Source organism: Hylemonella sp. GW821-FHT12C09 (assembly GCF_058807395.1).
Genome location: NZ_JBXAQQ010000005.1, coordinates 1 through 12,767 on the forward strand (window position 1 = coordinate 1; position 12,767 = coordinate 12,767).

General features: G+C 60.6%; 12 protein-coding genes. 1 reads left to right on the forward strand and 11 read right to left on the reverse strand.

The genetic code is table 11. From position 1 onward, the window contains the following. The first annotated feature begins 662 nt into the window (after positions 1–662). Positions 663–1,136, forward strand: a complete 474-nt coding sequence (locus tag AC1RRP_RS09575; RefSeq protein WP_493035544.1) for an HAD domain-containing protein — start codon at positions 663–665, stop codon at positions 1,134–1,136. A gap of 163 nt (positions 1,137–1,299) precedes the next feature. Here the strand turns inward: AC1RRP_RS09575 and AC1RRP_RS09580 are convergent, their stop codons facing one another. The 11 genes from AC1RRP_RS09580 to ribD all read right to left on the reverse strand — a co-directional run bounded on the left by AC1RRP_RS09580 (position 1,300) and on the right by ribD (position 12,705). After that, positions 1,300–1,767, reverse strand: a complete 468-nt coding sequence (locus tag AC1RRP_RS09580) for a hypothetical protein (RefSeq protein ID WP_493035546.1) — start codon at positions 1,765–1,767, stop codon at positions 1,300–1,302. Continuing rightward, positions 1,739–3,772 carry a hypothetical protein gene (locus tag AC1RRP_RS09585; RefSeq protein WP_493035548.1) on the reverse strand — a complete coding sequence of 678 codons (2,034 nt, stop codon included), beginning with the start codon at positions 3,770–3,772 and terminating at the stop codon, positions 1,739–1,741. Before AC1RRP_RS09585 ends, AC1RRP_RS09580 begins: the two co-directional genes overlap by 29 nt. Continuing rightward, the gene (locus tag AC1RRP_RS09590) at positions 3,762–5,501 is read right to left on the reverse strand and encodes a site-specific integrase (RefSeq protein WP_493035550.1); all 1,740 of its coding nucleotides are present in this window, start codon (positions 5,499–5,501) and stop codon (positions 3,762–3,764) included. The genes AC1RRP_RS09585 and AC1RRP_RS09590 overlap by 11 nt, the downstream gene beginning before the upstream one ends. Continuing rightward, positions 5,494–6,792 carry a tyrosine-type recombinase/integrase gene (locus tag AC1RRP_RS09595; RefSeq protein ID WP_493035552.1) on the reverse strand — a complete coding sequence of 433 codons (1,299 nt, stop codon included), beginning with the start codon at positions 6,790–6,792 and terminating at the stop codon, positions 5,494–5,496. Before AC1RRP_RS09595 ends, AC1RRP_RS09590 begins: the two co-directional genes overlap by 8 nt. Positions 6,793–7,080: 288 nt before the next feature. Then, a complete protein-coding gene (locus AC1RRP_RS09600) occupies positions 7,081–7,530 on the reverse strand; it encodes an acyl-CoA thioesterase (RefSeq protein ID WP_493035554.1) in 450 nt (149 codons plus the stop codon). 105 nt (positions 7,531–7,635) lie between these two features. Beyond that, positions 7,636–8,820, reverse strand: a complete 1,185-nt coding sequence (locus AC1RRP_RS09605; protein ID WP_493035556.1) for a pyridoxal phosphate-dependent aminotransferase — start codon at positions 8,818–8,820, stop codon at positions 7,636–7,638. A 10-nt stretch (positions 8,821–8,830) separates the two neighbouring features. Beyond that, on the reverse strand, positions 8,831–9,331 hold the full coding sequence (nusB, locus tag AC1RRP_RS09610) for a transcription antitermination factor NusB (RefSeq protein WP_493035558.1): 501 nt from the start codon (positions 9,329–9,331) through the stop codon (positions 8,831–8,833). Further along, positions 9,328–9,804, reverse strand: coding sequence for a 6,7-dimethyl-8-ribityllumazine synthase (ribH, locus tag AC1RRP_RS09615; RefSeq protein WP_493035560.1), 477 nt, complete (start codon positions 9,802–9,804; stop codon positions 9,328–9,330). Before ribH ends, nusB begins: the two co-directional genes overlap by 4 nt. A gap of 16 nt (positions 9,805–9,820) precedes the next feature. Beyond that, entirely contained in the window at positions 9,821–10,936 is a 1,116-nt protein-coding gene (ribBA, locus tag AC1RRP_RS09620) for a bifunctional 3,4-dihydroxy-2-butanone-4-phosphate synthase/GTP cyclohydrolase II (RefSeq protein WP_493035562.1), read from the reverse strand. Then, positions 10,933–11,574, reverse strand: a complete 642-nt coding sequence (locus tag AC1RRP_RS09625) for a riboflavin synthase (protein WP_493035564.1) — start codon at positions 11,572–11,574, stop codon at positions 10,933–10,935. The genes ribBA and AC1RRP_RS09625 overlap by 4 nt, the downstream gene beginning before the upstream one ends. A 24-nt stretch (positions 11,575–11,598) precedes the next feature. Continuing rightward, complete coding sequence (ribD, locus tag AC1RRP_RS09630; RefSeq protein WP_493035566.1) at positions 11,599–12,705, reverse strand: bifunctional diaminohydroxyphosphoribosylaminopyrimidine deaminase/5-amino-6-(5-phosphoribosylamino)uracil reductase RibD; 1,107 nt, start codon at positions 12,703–12,705, stop codon at positions 11,599–11,601. Positions 12,706–12,767: the final 62 nt, after the last annotated feature.

A 12,767-nucleotide genomic window follows, 5' to 3' on the forward strand; every position in this document is an offset into this window, starting at 1 on the left:
TCCTTCTTGTCCTCGTCATTGATATCTCCTGAACACATCATGTTATTGAATGTGTCCGGGGAATCGGGGGAAGCCCAGTGGGTTCTCTACGCCCCTTCGCAGAGCCCATAAAGCCAATGTAAAGGCGACTTACTAGAAGCCGGACGCGGTCCAGCGGCGTTTGATTCGAGTCGGACATACGGATTCAAGAATAACTGAGTGCCATTAGCATTTTCTCCGATTCGGCGGATGTGATCTGAGCGGGCGGCTGCGCTTGAATCCAGCTTGACATACAACAGATGAAGTCGCTAAGGGTGAGCCAACTACCGGCTCAGGACGCTTGCTTCCCGGCAAGCGAAAAAGTTAGTTGCGACTCTTGTCAGGAATCGAGCCTAGGCGGCAAGGGTTCTCGGTCCGGGATAGCGGTCAATCGCTGGCATGACATGGGTACCCACGGCGATCTCCAGTGACAGTGCGGTTGAGCGATCGCTTCGCGCTCTGAACCAGCCGGCCGGGCTGAGATTTGCCAAATGACCGGTACTGCCGTCAGGGGTCATTGGCGCTCCTAAACTAAGTGACGGCAGCCAGCCTGAAGAAGACGTCCAGGGGATCCACTAACCCGGTAGTATGTATGACTAAAAGGATGTGATAGCTAACCAACCCGCTTTCCTATAGAGACTGGAATGCTCACCAACCTCTACCTCTTTCTTGACTTTGATGGCGTTCTGCATCCTGAAGGCGTAGGCCCTGAACTCGAATTCTGTCATCTTCAAGGTTTCGAGAACCTGATGCGGCAATACCCTCAGGTGCGGATCGTCTTCTCTTCCTCGTGGCGCCTACACCTACCGTTTGAAAAGCTGATTTCTTTCTTTTCGAGTGATCTCCAGAGTCGAATTGTTGGCGTAACCCCGCATCTTCAGGAATTGGAGAGCAAACAAGGACACCGCCAAAGGGAATGTGAGCAATGGCTAACGTCAAACGCGCCTGGAGCCGCCTGGTTGGCTGTGGATGATCGCGCAAGCTACTTCGACGCCGTCTGTCCTCAGCTGGTTTTATTACCTCATATCCATGATGGAGGGACTGGGTTGGAGGGTGAAGCCCTGGTTTTGCTTCGGCGGCGAATAGACAAAGAGATTGGCTGCCTGGGGAGGTCCTAGCTCTGGACGCAATGATGACCGTTTTTAGGCTGACAGCGGCCGTTGAGCAACGTCCGCTTTGCAGCACTGCGCTTTGGCAAGGTGTCGAAACGACGATGGCACGGATACCTCATCGTTGGCGCCTACGTCAGCGAATTGGCTCGGATGGACCTTGACTATATTTTTATGGAGCCCCACGAGGGGTGCTTTTGGGCGAGCTCTTGGTTTGTGGAAATACTCCGACTCTCGATTGCAGGTCATTCATGCGCTCTTCTAAATCCCTCAATCTCCGGGTCAAGATGCCAATCTGCGCATTTGCCTCAACCAGCAGCCCGGCGGCAGCATCGCGTTGCTTTTTGAGGTCGGCTATCGTCTCCCGTGCGGCACGGCTGTGCTGTCGCTGTTTGAGCAGCTTCTGTCGCTCCGACTCCGGGAGTTCGCCCCCATGAGCCGCCAGGTAGTTCTGAATCTCGGCGACAAGCGACGGGAATCGGGACTTGCGAAGCGCAGATGGATCACACCCGGCTTCCTTTGCGACGTTGTTTTGGCTCACCCGGGTACCTGCTGGTAGCACTTTCGGCATACCGACTTTCAGGCGCTCAAATGCCGCGCAGAAATTGGCTTCAGCGGTCTTCGTTTTTGACGATTTCATAGTATTTCCTTATGGCACGCTTCTCTGCTTGCAGGCGTTTATGCCGTGGACTGTCAAGGTGAACGATCTTCAACTGATCGTCGATCACCTTTTCATATGTCATGATCTCGCGCTCTTTGGTGATATCCAGCAAAAGGTCGGGGCAACCCTTGCCGTCATCTCCCCCAAGGCAATGCGCGATGGCTTCATGCCCGCCATAAGGACAAGTACTGTTCTTGACGCAGAACCCTGCGCGTATGCACCGCGCGCCGATCTTGCCCTGCCGTGCCGCCTTGTCCAAATCAAGCGCTTCCGTGTCCTTAATGAAAGTGACAATCGCGACCTTTCTCTCTGGACCGAGCGGACTAATAAATTGGGGTGACTGCAATTTGCGAAGCTCCCGTCCGTATTCCTGATACATTGCCTTGAGAAAGAGTGTTCGGGTCTCTTGGTTTAGGTTCAATCGCGAATGATTGCGACCGTAGTAAAGGGTCATCACGCGAGTCTGGTGTTTCAACAGGAGCTGCAGGGATGGTTCGTCCACTAGGCCAGAGGACAGCATGTTGACCGCTCCGGTACGACGCAATTGGTGCCACCCGAAACGCCACTGTGCCCCTAGCTTGAATTCGTCCGAATTCAGGCTCGGAGTGATCAAGCGCACAGTTCGCAGGTCCTCTCTAGTGAGGGTGAGTTCCTTGGCATCAAATAACTGAGGATAGGATTTCATCAATTCCGAATAGCTCACCGCTCTTGGGCGTATGCGGTATGAATTGCTCTTTCCCCGGCTCCATGGTTCGTATTGATACGAGATCAGAAACGGGTTTGCCTTGTCGGCAGGCGTCAGGCCAATGCCGTCACGCTCGCTGGCGCACTGCATTCGCATCCCAGCAATATGTGTCATCGCCTCAACAGCCAACTCTGCGCTCCCGCTAACCGGCCAGCGGGCATCGGCATCCGGATCCGTCTTGGTCGTCTCGCCCCGTACCATGTAAATGTCGCCAAACCTCTCGTCCTTCTCTACCACGAGACAGTCTGCGCGCAGGTTCCAGCCTTCTTCGATTCGCATCAGCGAAAAGTTGAGCAGGTAGGACAATCCTGCCTTGGAGACCAGATCTAGGTATTGCGAAAACATTGCAATCTGCTTTTCCCCCTTCTCGCCGGTGAAGGGGCCAATCCACTTCTCAATCATTTTGGTGACGCCGAACCGGTCAGCTGTCAGCTTGAATGCGCCGTGAAAGTGGCACCCCTTTCGTCTATTTCTATCGCGAACCTGAAATGGTGACCTCGAACCGTCTGCCTTTGCATTGACCGCGCGCTTCAGTGACCCGTAGTTTGTCGCGTGGACATCGAGGCAAAACGCAAAGCACGCCGCCACCTGCTCCCGATGGGCAAGATACTCAGTCAGGCATTCGCGAATGCGAGAGACCTGATAAGACCAGATTCGTGGCGGGATATAGGGGGTCTGTTCCTCGTGGTGCTCGGGTGCGAGAGCAGCCAGCCGCGCTAACCCGTCCTTGTCCAACAAACAAAACCCGAGGTCATCGCGCGCATCCAAAAGTTCGTGCAGGACGGTAACTGCGAAGTCGAAAGATGATGGAGCCAGTGCCCTTGCTACCTTGTCGAGTACCCTCGGGAAGCGCATGAGGTCTGTCGCCACAATGCCTTCTTCGGTGCACGTTACGAAAATGGGCTTGATCACCGTGATCTTATACTTCAGCGAGTGTGCATTTCTACAGCCTTGGTAGCCGAATAGGAACCACGCTGCACACTGTCGCAAGATATCGCCGTTGGGCTTGTCCGTGCGCGCGCCCCTAGTCTTGCCATCCCCAAAATTCAGTTTTAGCGGTTTCCCGGCCCAGACATCGAGTGGCCAGACGGAATCGCTAAAGACGCATTGCGCTACTCCATTGGCATCCCGAATTGGTGACCAATCGGGGGGCGGCGGCCAGCTCGGCGGCCGAAAGTTTCTTGCCACCATATGCGCCAGTGGCCAATCGATCTGCAAGCCCAGTTGTTCAAGCTTCACGGTCGTTGCTCCCTGCCTGTCCATCTTCGATCATCCCAGCCCAGTCGGGGTGATATCGGCCTTCCGCAATGCGTAACTCCGCCTCCATGACCCACGCTGCCCGCTTCGAGTTGGAATCACGGATAAATGCCAGTTTGGCTGTCAGGCGGTCAATGGCCAGTTCGGCGGGGTGCTGAGCCAGTTCCTTCTTCGACTCGGGCTGTCGGTGGGATGCAAGCTCATAGGACTTGAGCAACCGGTAACTTGTCAGCGACCACACGTGATCCAGGCTGTCGATGTCCCGCTGGTGGGTACAGAACAGGCAGCCGGCTGGGGTCAGGCAGTCCGGCTTCGTGGCGGTTGCTGGAGCATCTGGGATCGACTCGGGTTCGCTGCCCTTGCAGGAACCTGGCCCTACTGCTGCCAGCGCTGGATCGTGCTTGGTCCAATAGCCTTTGATCTGCACCATAGCCCTTTGCAGGCTTGGTTTCTCATAGAAGCCGATCAGAGTTTTCTTGGCATGCTGTTTCTCCTCAGCCGTTAGGTCGGGATCGTTTGTACGTCTGAGCATCCAATTGACGTTAGTGTTGCGCAGAGCAGTCGGCGGCAGGTACTTGATGCCGGCGCGTTGGCAGCGCTCTTTGATCATGTCAAATTGGGGTGGTGTCTCGCTGTGGCGCCCATATCCGATCAGCGGAAACAGCAGGCCATCGGGATCATCCGGAAAGATGGTCGCGCGCCATTTCAGATAGCGATCGAAGACCTTACGATACGCCGAGTAAATCTCGAACACCACTGGTCCCCAGCGCCGATGCTTGTAGGTACGCACTTCAAAGCCATGTGTCGAGGGTTTGAACTTCCATTGATCCATGCGTACTTGATGCACCTGCGCCAGATTGATGGTCGGTTGCCCCATGAGCATGAACATCTCGCTCATGATGCGAAGATTGACTAGGGGATACCGAGTGCGCAGCGTGCGATCCGCTTCATATTCCTTGCGCTCCTTCGCTGACCTTTTCGCCAAATAATTCGCATGCCTAGAGTACTTGGGGTTCGGCGCTTTACGGGTCTCAGGCCGTTTTAATCCCGACCATTCCTTCAGCACCTTGCCATTTCGTAAGCCGATGCTTAGCGGCAACGGTCCCCAGACTGCATCGACACTGAGGCTATCCGCAATATCCAGTAGAAAGTGGCCGAACGCAAAGGTGTCCTCCAAATTCTGCTTGTCGGCCTTGGCGCTAACCGCGCGTAGGCCGCGTTTGGTTCTTCGCAATCGAGTCGTCTTGATGATGGGCTTATTCCGCCCGAGCACACGATCCACGATCGATCCCACAAGTTTCCCTTGGCTGTAGGCTGTTCTCTCGCTAAATCCTTCTCCGACCATCACACGTTGCAACAGTGCGTCGGTCCAGTGCTGGTAGCTGCTCGCGAACGATTCCAAATCGAGCGGGTTGCCGGTCTCATCGGCCCAGTGAAAGAAAACCCTAAGCGTGGTAAACCGCGTCTTTACAGTAGGTCGTCTGCCACCACGCCCTAGATAATTTGCGAGCGTCTCATGTATACGTTTGACCAGTTCGATGCGTTCCACCAAGGGGCGACCTAGTTCCCCGGCATCAATCATTCTGTCGACCACCCTGGCGTTCGAGCCTGCGCCTCCCTTGTATAGCAGCCAGCGCAAGTCCCAATGTGTTTCGTTCCTGCCATAGGTAATCGCGGGAAACGTCAGGTCGGGCAGATGAAATTCAAGCAAGGTCGCTCCCTCGGCGCGATCTCAGGCCGAGAAAGGCTTCGGTGAATTCGTTGGCGACCTCGATCTTGATAGGGGTCTGCTCGACGAATTTGATGTAACGGAGGGTTGTCTCGATGTCCTTGTGAAGCATGGCGTCGCTGACAAACGTCAAGACGGCCTTGGGGTCATATCCCTTCTCCAACAGGGTCACAGTGAGCCACGTGCCAAAGGTTGCCCGCGTCATGTGGAAGTGGAAGTGCTTCATGAACTTCAAACCAGCTTGTGTCGCTGCTCGACGCAAGTCGACCATCGCTCGGCCAATTGCCGTGCCCGACGCGGACTCACGGTCCGCGTAACGATGACCAAAGCGCGTCAGAAAGATGAGATCCCTGTTCCCTTGTGGTGCAAGGACTTCGCGTTTGAGGCGGCGCGGATCGGTCGCATAGTCGGACAGTGCATGGAATAGCCAGTCAGGGACCATGATGCGGCCCTGCACATCGAACTTGGTTGCCACGTAGGGCTTGTGACCGGGTCCCACGGCGAGGTAGATGAAACCGGGAACGGCCGGGTCAGAAACCGCGTTCTCGAGCGTACCTTTTTTCAAATCAGTAATGGTCTCAATGCGGGCACCCGAGTAGAAACCGAGCTGAAGCATTAGATTCAATTCGGCGCTGGCATGGCCCTCATGCTGCGTGAAAGACAGCAATTGGTCCATTTGCTCCTTGGTGATCGGAGTCAGCCCATCCTCCAGCCGCAGGCCGTGCCGCGCCCGATTGGGAATTGCCAGGTCGGTACTGGAGAGCAGCATCGTGCGTTCGAAGCCAACAGCGTCGTGGAAACGGTGTACGACCTGCCGCTCCTGCCAAAGGGGCGCATCCCGACCAATGAAGTCGTTGACGCGAGCATACCGATAGAAATGGATCGTGGCGTTCATGCGCTGGCTGGCGGTCGACGGGGCGAGCAAGCCATACTTGTCGCGCATCTCAATCAGTTTTTTGCGCCACCGGATCAGTACGCGGTCACGCTCCAGCATGGGGAAATGCCGCCAGTCCAAGCCCTCGGCCTCCAGCCATTCGGCGTACTTGTGCAAGTGCCTCAGATTGGACTGAACAGTCTTGAGATCAGTTTTGCCCGAGGTCGCACGTTCGTGTGCCCACAGATTTGCCTCTACCCAAGGCGTGCCATCGGCCCAGAACAGTTGCGGCAGGTTCCTGGTTGGTCGACAGGCGGTATCGTGCTCCCAAGTCACCTCGCCGTCATCCGCGACAGTGTGTCGATGTGGCTCATAGTCAATCAATTCCAACGAGGCCATCAGCCGGTCTGCCCCACCTGTGTTTAACGCACTAGCCTCTACAAGGTGGAAGTGCTGATCTTGAATCGCACCGCGATGTCGGCTGGCCGGGTGCTGCGATCCGCCCTGAGTGTTCGCACCTCGTCGACCGATACACAGCGTTGATTCGCGCCCGCCGAGGACAACTCGCCCGCCCATCGGCTCGCGCCCGTGGACGGCCCTACGGGTTCGTGAGTTCCCCACCGCTCCCCGACACTGACGCGCTTGTGCTGGACAACCCTTCTGGTTGCGCACACGCCGCTTGCCTTGCTATTTTTGTTCAATTGATTGTCCCAGTGCACGATCAAGATCCAGAGGAATCTCAGGTCGCCCTCGCTGGTTCAACGCTGTTCCAGTCACGATGGCGCTTAGCATGAGCCGGTTGTCTGGTTTCCGATAGATTGATTGATTGAATTGAAGGCGAATACGACCCTTGCGGTTGAGCGAAGTTCGAACTAAGAAGGTATCTCCACTGGTCAGAGAGGCCCTGAAGTCCGCTTCAATCCGAGTGACCACCAAACTGACGCCCTGTCGAGACAGTTCTCCAAACTTGATGCCGAGACTCATAAGAAACTCGTGTCGCGCGTGTTCCAAGTAGTTGAGATAGACCGCGTTGTTGACAACATGGTCCATATCACACTCGTAATCCCGGACCTTCAACTCAAGATCAGACACCTTCTCTAATGTGGTCGAAGCCTGATGGGGTGATACGATGAACATGTCCACATCGTAGCATCACGCAGCTGTGATGTCCATGCCTATATCACGCTCGTATCGGTGTCTTCCCAATAGACGCGGATCGGCAGTTCGTAGGCCATGCGGTTCCTAGCGGAGGAGTTGCCGCAAGCGCCCGACGGCAGCTTGCAGCTGGGGCAGGGCGCTGGCCGTGGAGAAGCGGATGTAGTGCTGCGTTTCGGCACTGCCGAAATCACGCCCCGGCGTGACGGCCACATGGGCCTGCTGCATGAGGGCGAAGCTCAGCTCCCAGCTGTCCTTGACGCCCAGCGTTTGGCAGGCCTGGGTGCAGTCGGCCCAGGCGTAGAAGGCGCCGTCGGGCATCACGGGCACCTTCAGGCCCAGTGCGTCCAGCGCCGGGATGAAGAAATCGCGCCGGGCCTTGAACTCAGCGCGGCGGCGTTCGTACTCGGCCAGGCTGTCGGCTTCGAAGCAGGCCAGCGCGGCGTGCTGCGCGATGGTGCTGGGGCAGATATAGAGGTTCTGCGCCAGGCGCTCGACCACAGGTACCAGCTCCTCGGGCAATACCAGCCAGCCCAGGCGCCAGCCCGTCATGCTGAAGTACTTGCTGAAGCTGTTGATGGAGATGATGTTGTCGTCGATCGACAGTGCGCTGTGCCCGTAGCGTTCGTCGTAGCTCAGTCCCAGGTAGATTTCGTCGACGAGGGTGATGCCGTCGTGCTCCTTCACCACCGCGTGGATGCGGCGCAGCTCGGCCGGATCAATGGAGGTGCCCGTCGGGTTGGAGGGCGAGGCCAGCAGCACGCCGCGCGTCTGCGGGCCCCAGGCCGCGCGCACCTGCTCGGCGCTGAGCTGGAAACGCTCGTCCGGCCCGGTGGGGATGAGCCGGGCGCTGCCCTCGGCAGCGCTGACGAAGTGCCGGTTGCAGGGGTAGCTCGGGTCCGGCATGAGGATCTCGTCGCCGGCCTCGACCAGGGCCAGGCAGGCCAGCTGCAGGGCGGCCGAGGCGCCGGCGGTGACGACGATGCGGCTGGCCGGCACGGTCAATCCAAAGCGTTGCGCGTACCAGGTGCTGATGCGCTCGCGCAGGGCAGGCAGGCCGGTGGCGTCGGTGTACTGGCTGCGGCCGGCGCGCACGGCGCGTTCGGCGGCGTCCTGCACCAGGGGTGGCGCCGTGAAATCGGGTTCGCCGATGTTCAGGAAGATCATGGGCGCGCTGCCTTGCGCCGCTTCGCGTGCCAGGGCCGAGGCGGCCTTGGCCACTTCCATCACGTAGAAGGGCTCGATTTTCTGGGCGCGACCTGCGATTCTCATGCGCCGGGTGTCAGCTCTTGGCCGGCTGGGCCTTGCCGCTGGCGCGATCGGCCGTCACCTCAGCAGCGCGCAGGGCGGGTGCCAGGCCATTGAGCACGCCGTTGACGTACTTGTGACCATCGGTGCCGCCGAAGGATTTGGCGAGCTCGATGCATTCATTGAGCACCACGCGCCAGGGCACATCCAGGCAGTGTTGCATCTCATAGGTCCCGATCCACATGACGGCGTGTTCGATGGGCGAGAGTTCGGCCAGCTTGCGGTCCAGCAGCGGGGTGATCAGGCGGTCGAGTTCCTCGGCCTGCGCCACGCAGCCGTGCAGCAGGGCGTCGTAATGCGCGGCGTCGGCCTTGGAAAAACCCGACAGGTCGCGGGTGAAGATGTCGATCTCGCTGGTCTCGTTGCGGCCGACCAGGTGCTGGTACAGGGCCTGCAGCGCGAATTCGCGGGCGCGGCTGCGGCCGGACTTGGCAGCGGATTTGCGCGGGGCGCCGGTGGCGGGAGCGGCGCTCATGCGACGTCTTCCAGCAGGTTGGCCATCTCCACGGCCACGCGGGCAGCGTCGCGGCCCTTGTCGGTCTGGCGCGCCACGGCCTGGTCCATGTTTTCCACCGTCAGGATCGCGTTGGCGATGGGCAGCTGGTAGTCCAGCGCGACGCGCGTGACGCCGGCGCCCGATTCGTTGGCCACGAGTTCGAAGTGGTAGGTCTCGCCGCGGATGATGCAGCCCAGGGCGATGAGTGCGTCGTAGCTGTTCTTCTCGGCCAGGGCCTGCAGGGCCAGCGGCACTTCCAGCGCGCCGGGCACCACGAGGTGGTCGATGTTCTTGGTCAACACCCCCAGCGCTGCGAGTTCGGCACGGCAGGCCTGGGCCAGGGCGTTGGTGATGCCTTCGTTGAAGCGGGCCTGCACAATGCCGATGGCCAGCTTGCGGCCGTCCAGCTTCGGATCGGTGGGTTGAAGATTGCCTTTGTCAGCGCCAAACATGTTGATTTCCTTGGTGTTATTTCTGCAGGTAGCCGGTGACTTCGAGGCCGTAGCCGACCATGCTGGGCAGGCGGCGCGGGTTGCCCATGAGGGTCATCTTGTGCACGCCGCAGTCGCGCAGGATCTGCGCCCCCACGCCATAGGTGCGCAGGTCCATGCGGCCGCGTTCGGGCCCGTGGCTGGAACGCGCCGTGCCCTCGAACTGGGCCAGCAGTTGCTCGGCGCTTTCGCCGCAGTTGAGCAGCACGACCACGCCCCGGTCTTCCGATGCGATGCGCTGGAGGCAGGCGTCCAGGCTCCAGGAATGCATGGTCCGGCCGATTTCCAGTGCGTCCAGCACCGAGAGCGGCTCGTGCACGCGCGCCAGCACCGTGTCCTGTGCACTCCACTGGCCGCGCACCAGGGCCAGGTGCACGCCCTGGCTGGGCTTGTCGCGGTAGGCGTGGGCGGTGAAGTCGCCGAAGGCGGTCTTGATGGGGCGGCTGCCGATCTTCTCGATCAGCGATTCGTTGCGGCTGCGGTGCTCGATGAGGTCGGCGATGGTGCCGATCTTCAGCCCGTGTTCGGCCGCGAAGGCCTGCAGGTCGGGCAGGCGGGCCATGGTGCCGTCGTCCTTCATGATCTCGCAGATCACGGCGGCGGGCGAGCAGCCGGCCATGGCCGACAGGTCGCAGCCGGCCTCGGTGTGGCCGGCGCGCATGAGCACACCGCCGTCCACGGCCTGCAGCGGGAAGATGTGACCGGGCTGCACCAGGTCTTCGGGCTTGGCGGTCGGGGCGACGGCGGCCTGTACGGTGCGTGCGCGGTCGGCGGCCGAGATGCCGGTGGTGACGCCGGTGGCGGCTTCGATGGAGACCGTGAAGGCGGTGCTGTAGACCGTGCCGTTGCGCGCGGCCATGGGCGGCAGGCGCAGGTATTCACAGCGTTCGCGCGTGAGGGTCAGGCAGATCAGGCCGCGGCCGAAGCGGGCCATGAAGTTGATCGCTTCGGGGGTGACGTGGTCGGCCGCCAGTACCAGGTCGCCCTCGTTCTCGCGGTCTTCCTCGTCCACGAGGATGACCATGCGGCCGGCGCGCATCTCGGCGACGATGTCTTCAACGGGCGAGATCGCCACGGGTGCTTTGGGGCTCATGTGCTTGCTTTCTGCGGGGTGGTGCCGGCGGCGAGCATGCGCTCGACGTAGCGGGCCACGGTATCGATTTCGAGGTTCACGCCCGAGCCCGCCTTGAGCGTGCCCAGGCTGGTGTTCTGCACCGTGTGCGGGATCAGGTTGATGCTGATTTCGCAGCCATGGCTGTTGTCGGCGACGCGGTTGACGGTCAGGCTCACGCCGTTGACGGTGATGGAGCCCTTGTAGGCCAGGTACTTTGCAAGTTCGGTCGGGGCCTGGATGCGCAGCTCCCAGCTTTCGCCCACCTGGGCGAAGTGGCTCACCGTGCCCACGCCATCCACATGGCCGGAGACGATGTGTCCACCCAGGCGGTCGCCGGCGCGCAGGGCTTTTTCCAGGTTGACCTGCGCGTCCTGGTCGAGACCGGTGGTCTTGGCCAGCGATTCGGCCGAGATGTCGATGGTGAACTGCTGCCGGGGAAGGTCCAGGCTGGTGACCGTCATGCAGGCGCCGTTGAGGGCGATGCTGTCACCCAGACCGACATCGTCCAGGAAAGCGGACGGGCAGGTGATCGCGAGGCGCTTGCCATGCTGTAAAGAGCTTCCCAGGTCGTGACTGGCGACGATGCGCCCCACGCCGGTGATGATGCCGGTGAACATCCCGCTATTTTCGCAGGGATTCGGCTAGAAACTGTCGCGCCCGGGAATTCTTGCCAATACCCGCAGATCAGGCCCGACCAGGGCGGTTTCGCGGTATTCCAGCGCCACAGCCTGAGCAAGCTCGCCCAAAGGTCCGATATTCACCATGCCCCGGCCGGCGCCCAGCAGCTTGGGGGCCAGGTAGACCAGGAATTCGTCCACCAGGCCTTCGCGGACCAGGGAGCCGTTGAGCTTGTGGCCGGCTTCCACGTGAAGTTCATTGATCTCACGCACGGCCAGGTCCTGCAGCATGGCGGCCAGGTCGACCTTGCCGCCGGGGCCCGGGCAGTGGACCACGGTGGCGCCCCGGGCCTGCAAGGCCGCCTTTTTCGCCTCGTCCGCTACGGCGGCGTAGATACAGAGCTGGCGTCCGGGGACGAAGAGCCTGGCGTCCAGCGGGGTGTCGAGCCGACTGTCCACCACCACCAGATGGGGCTGGCGCGGGGTGTCGACCAGGCGCACGTCCAGGCGCGGGTCGTCCTCCAGCACGGTGCCGATGCCGGTGAGCACGGCGCAGGCGCGGGCGCGCCAGGCGTGGCCATCGGCACGGGCCGGCTCGGCCGTGATCCATTGGCTGGTCCCGTTCTCCAGCGCGGTCTGGCCATCCAGCGAAGCGGCAATTTTCATGCGCACCCAGGGCGTCTTGCGGATCATGCGGCTGAAGAAGCCGATGTTGAGTTCGCGCGATTCCGCAGCGCCCGGGCCAAGCTCCACGGCCACACCCGCCGCCCGCAGGCGCGCAAAACCCTGGCCAGCCACCTGGGGGTTGGGGTCCTGGAGCGAGGCGACCACCTTGCCTATGCCGGCCGCCACCAGGGCGTCGCAGCAGGGGCCGGTGCGTCCCTGGTGGGCGCAGGGCTCCAGCGTGACGTAGGCTGTGGCGCCCCGGACCGTGTGCCCACGAGTCTTGGCGTCGTTCAGAGCCATGATTTCGGCGTGGGCGCCTCCGGCGCGCTGGGTATGGCCCTGGCCCAGGACCTGGCCGTCCGGGGCGACGATGACGCAGCCCACGCGGGGGTTGGGGGAGGTCAGGCGCAGGCTCTGGGTGGCGAGATCAATTGCCGTGGCCATGGCCTTGGGGTGTGGTGTCATGGCATGGTCGTCAGGGTCCCCGGGTTAGGGGGCTGGGTCCTTGTTGTGAGGGGGGCGGTGCC

Excerpts from the sequence above, each read along its gene's own strand:
- ribH (WP_493035560.1), bottom strand. The coding sequence starts at position 9,804 with ATGTTTGGCGCTGACAAAGGCAATCTTCAACCCACCGATCCGAAGCTG.
- AC1RRP_RS09605 (WP_493035556.1), bottom strand. The coding sequence starts at position 8,820 with ATGAGAATCGCAGGTCGCGCCCAGAAAATCGAGCCCTTCTACGTGATG.
- ribD (WP_493035566.1), bottom strand. The coding sequence starts at position 12,705 with ATGACACCACACCCCAAGGCCATGGCCACGGCAATTGATCTCGCCACC.
- AC1RRP_RS09580 (WP_493035546.1), bottom strand. The coding sequence starts at position 1,767 with ATGAAATCGTCAAAAACGAAGACCGCTGAAGCCAATTTCTGCGCGGCA.
- AC1RRP_RS09625 (WP_493035564.1), bottom strand. The coding sequence starts at position 11,574 with ATGTTCACCGGCATCATCACCGGCGTGGGGCGCATCGTCGCCAGTCAC.
- AC1RRP_RS09600 (WP_493035554.1), bottom strand. The coding sequence starts at position 7,530 with ATGTTCATCGTATCACCCCATCAGGCTTCGACCACATTAGAGAAGGTG.
- ribBA (WP_493035562.1), bottom strand. The coding sequence starts at position 10,936 with ATGAGCCCCAAAGCACCCGTGGCGATCTCGCCCGTTGAAGACATCGTC.
- nusB (WP_493035558.1), bottom strand. The coding sequence starts at position 9,331 with ATGAGCGCCGCTCCCGCCACCGGCGCCCCGCGCAAATCCGCTGCCAAG.
- AC1RRP_RS09575 (WP_493035544.1), top strand. The coding sequence starts at position 663 with ATGCTCACCAACCTCTACCTCTTTCTTGACTTTGATGGCGTTCTGCAT.
- AC1RRP_RS09595 (WP_493035552.1), bottom strand. The coding sequence starts at position 6,792 with ATGGCCTCGTTGGAATTGATTGACTATGAGCCACATCGACACACTGTC.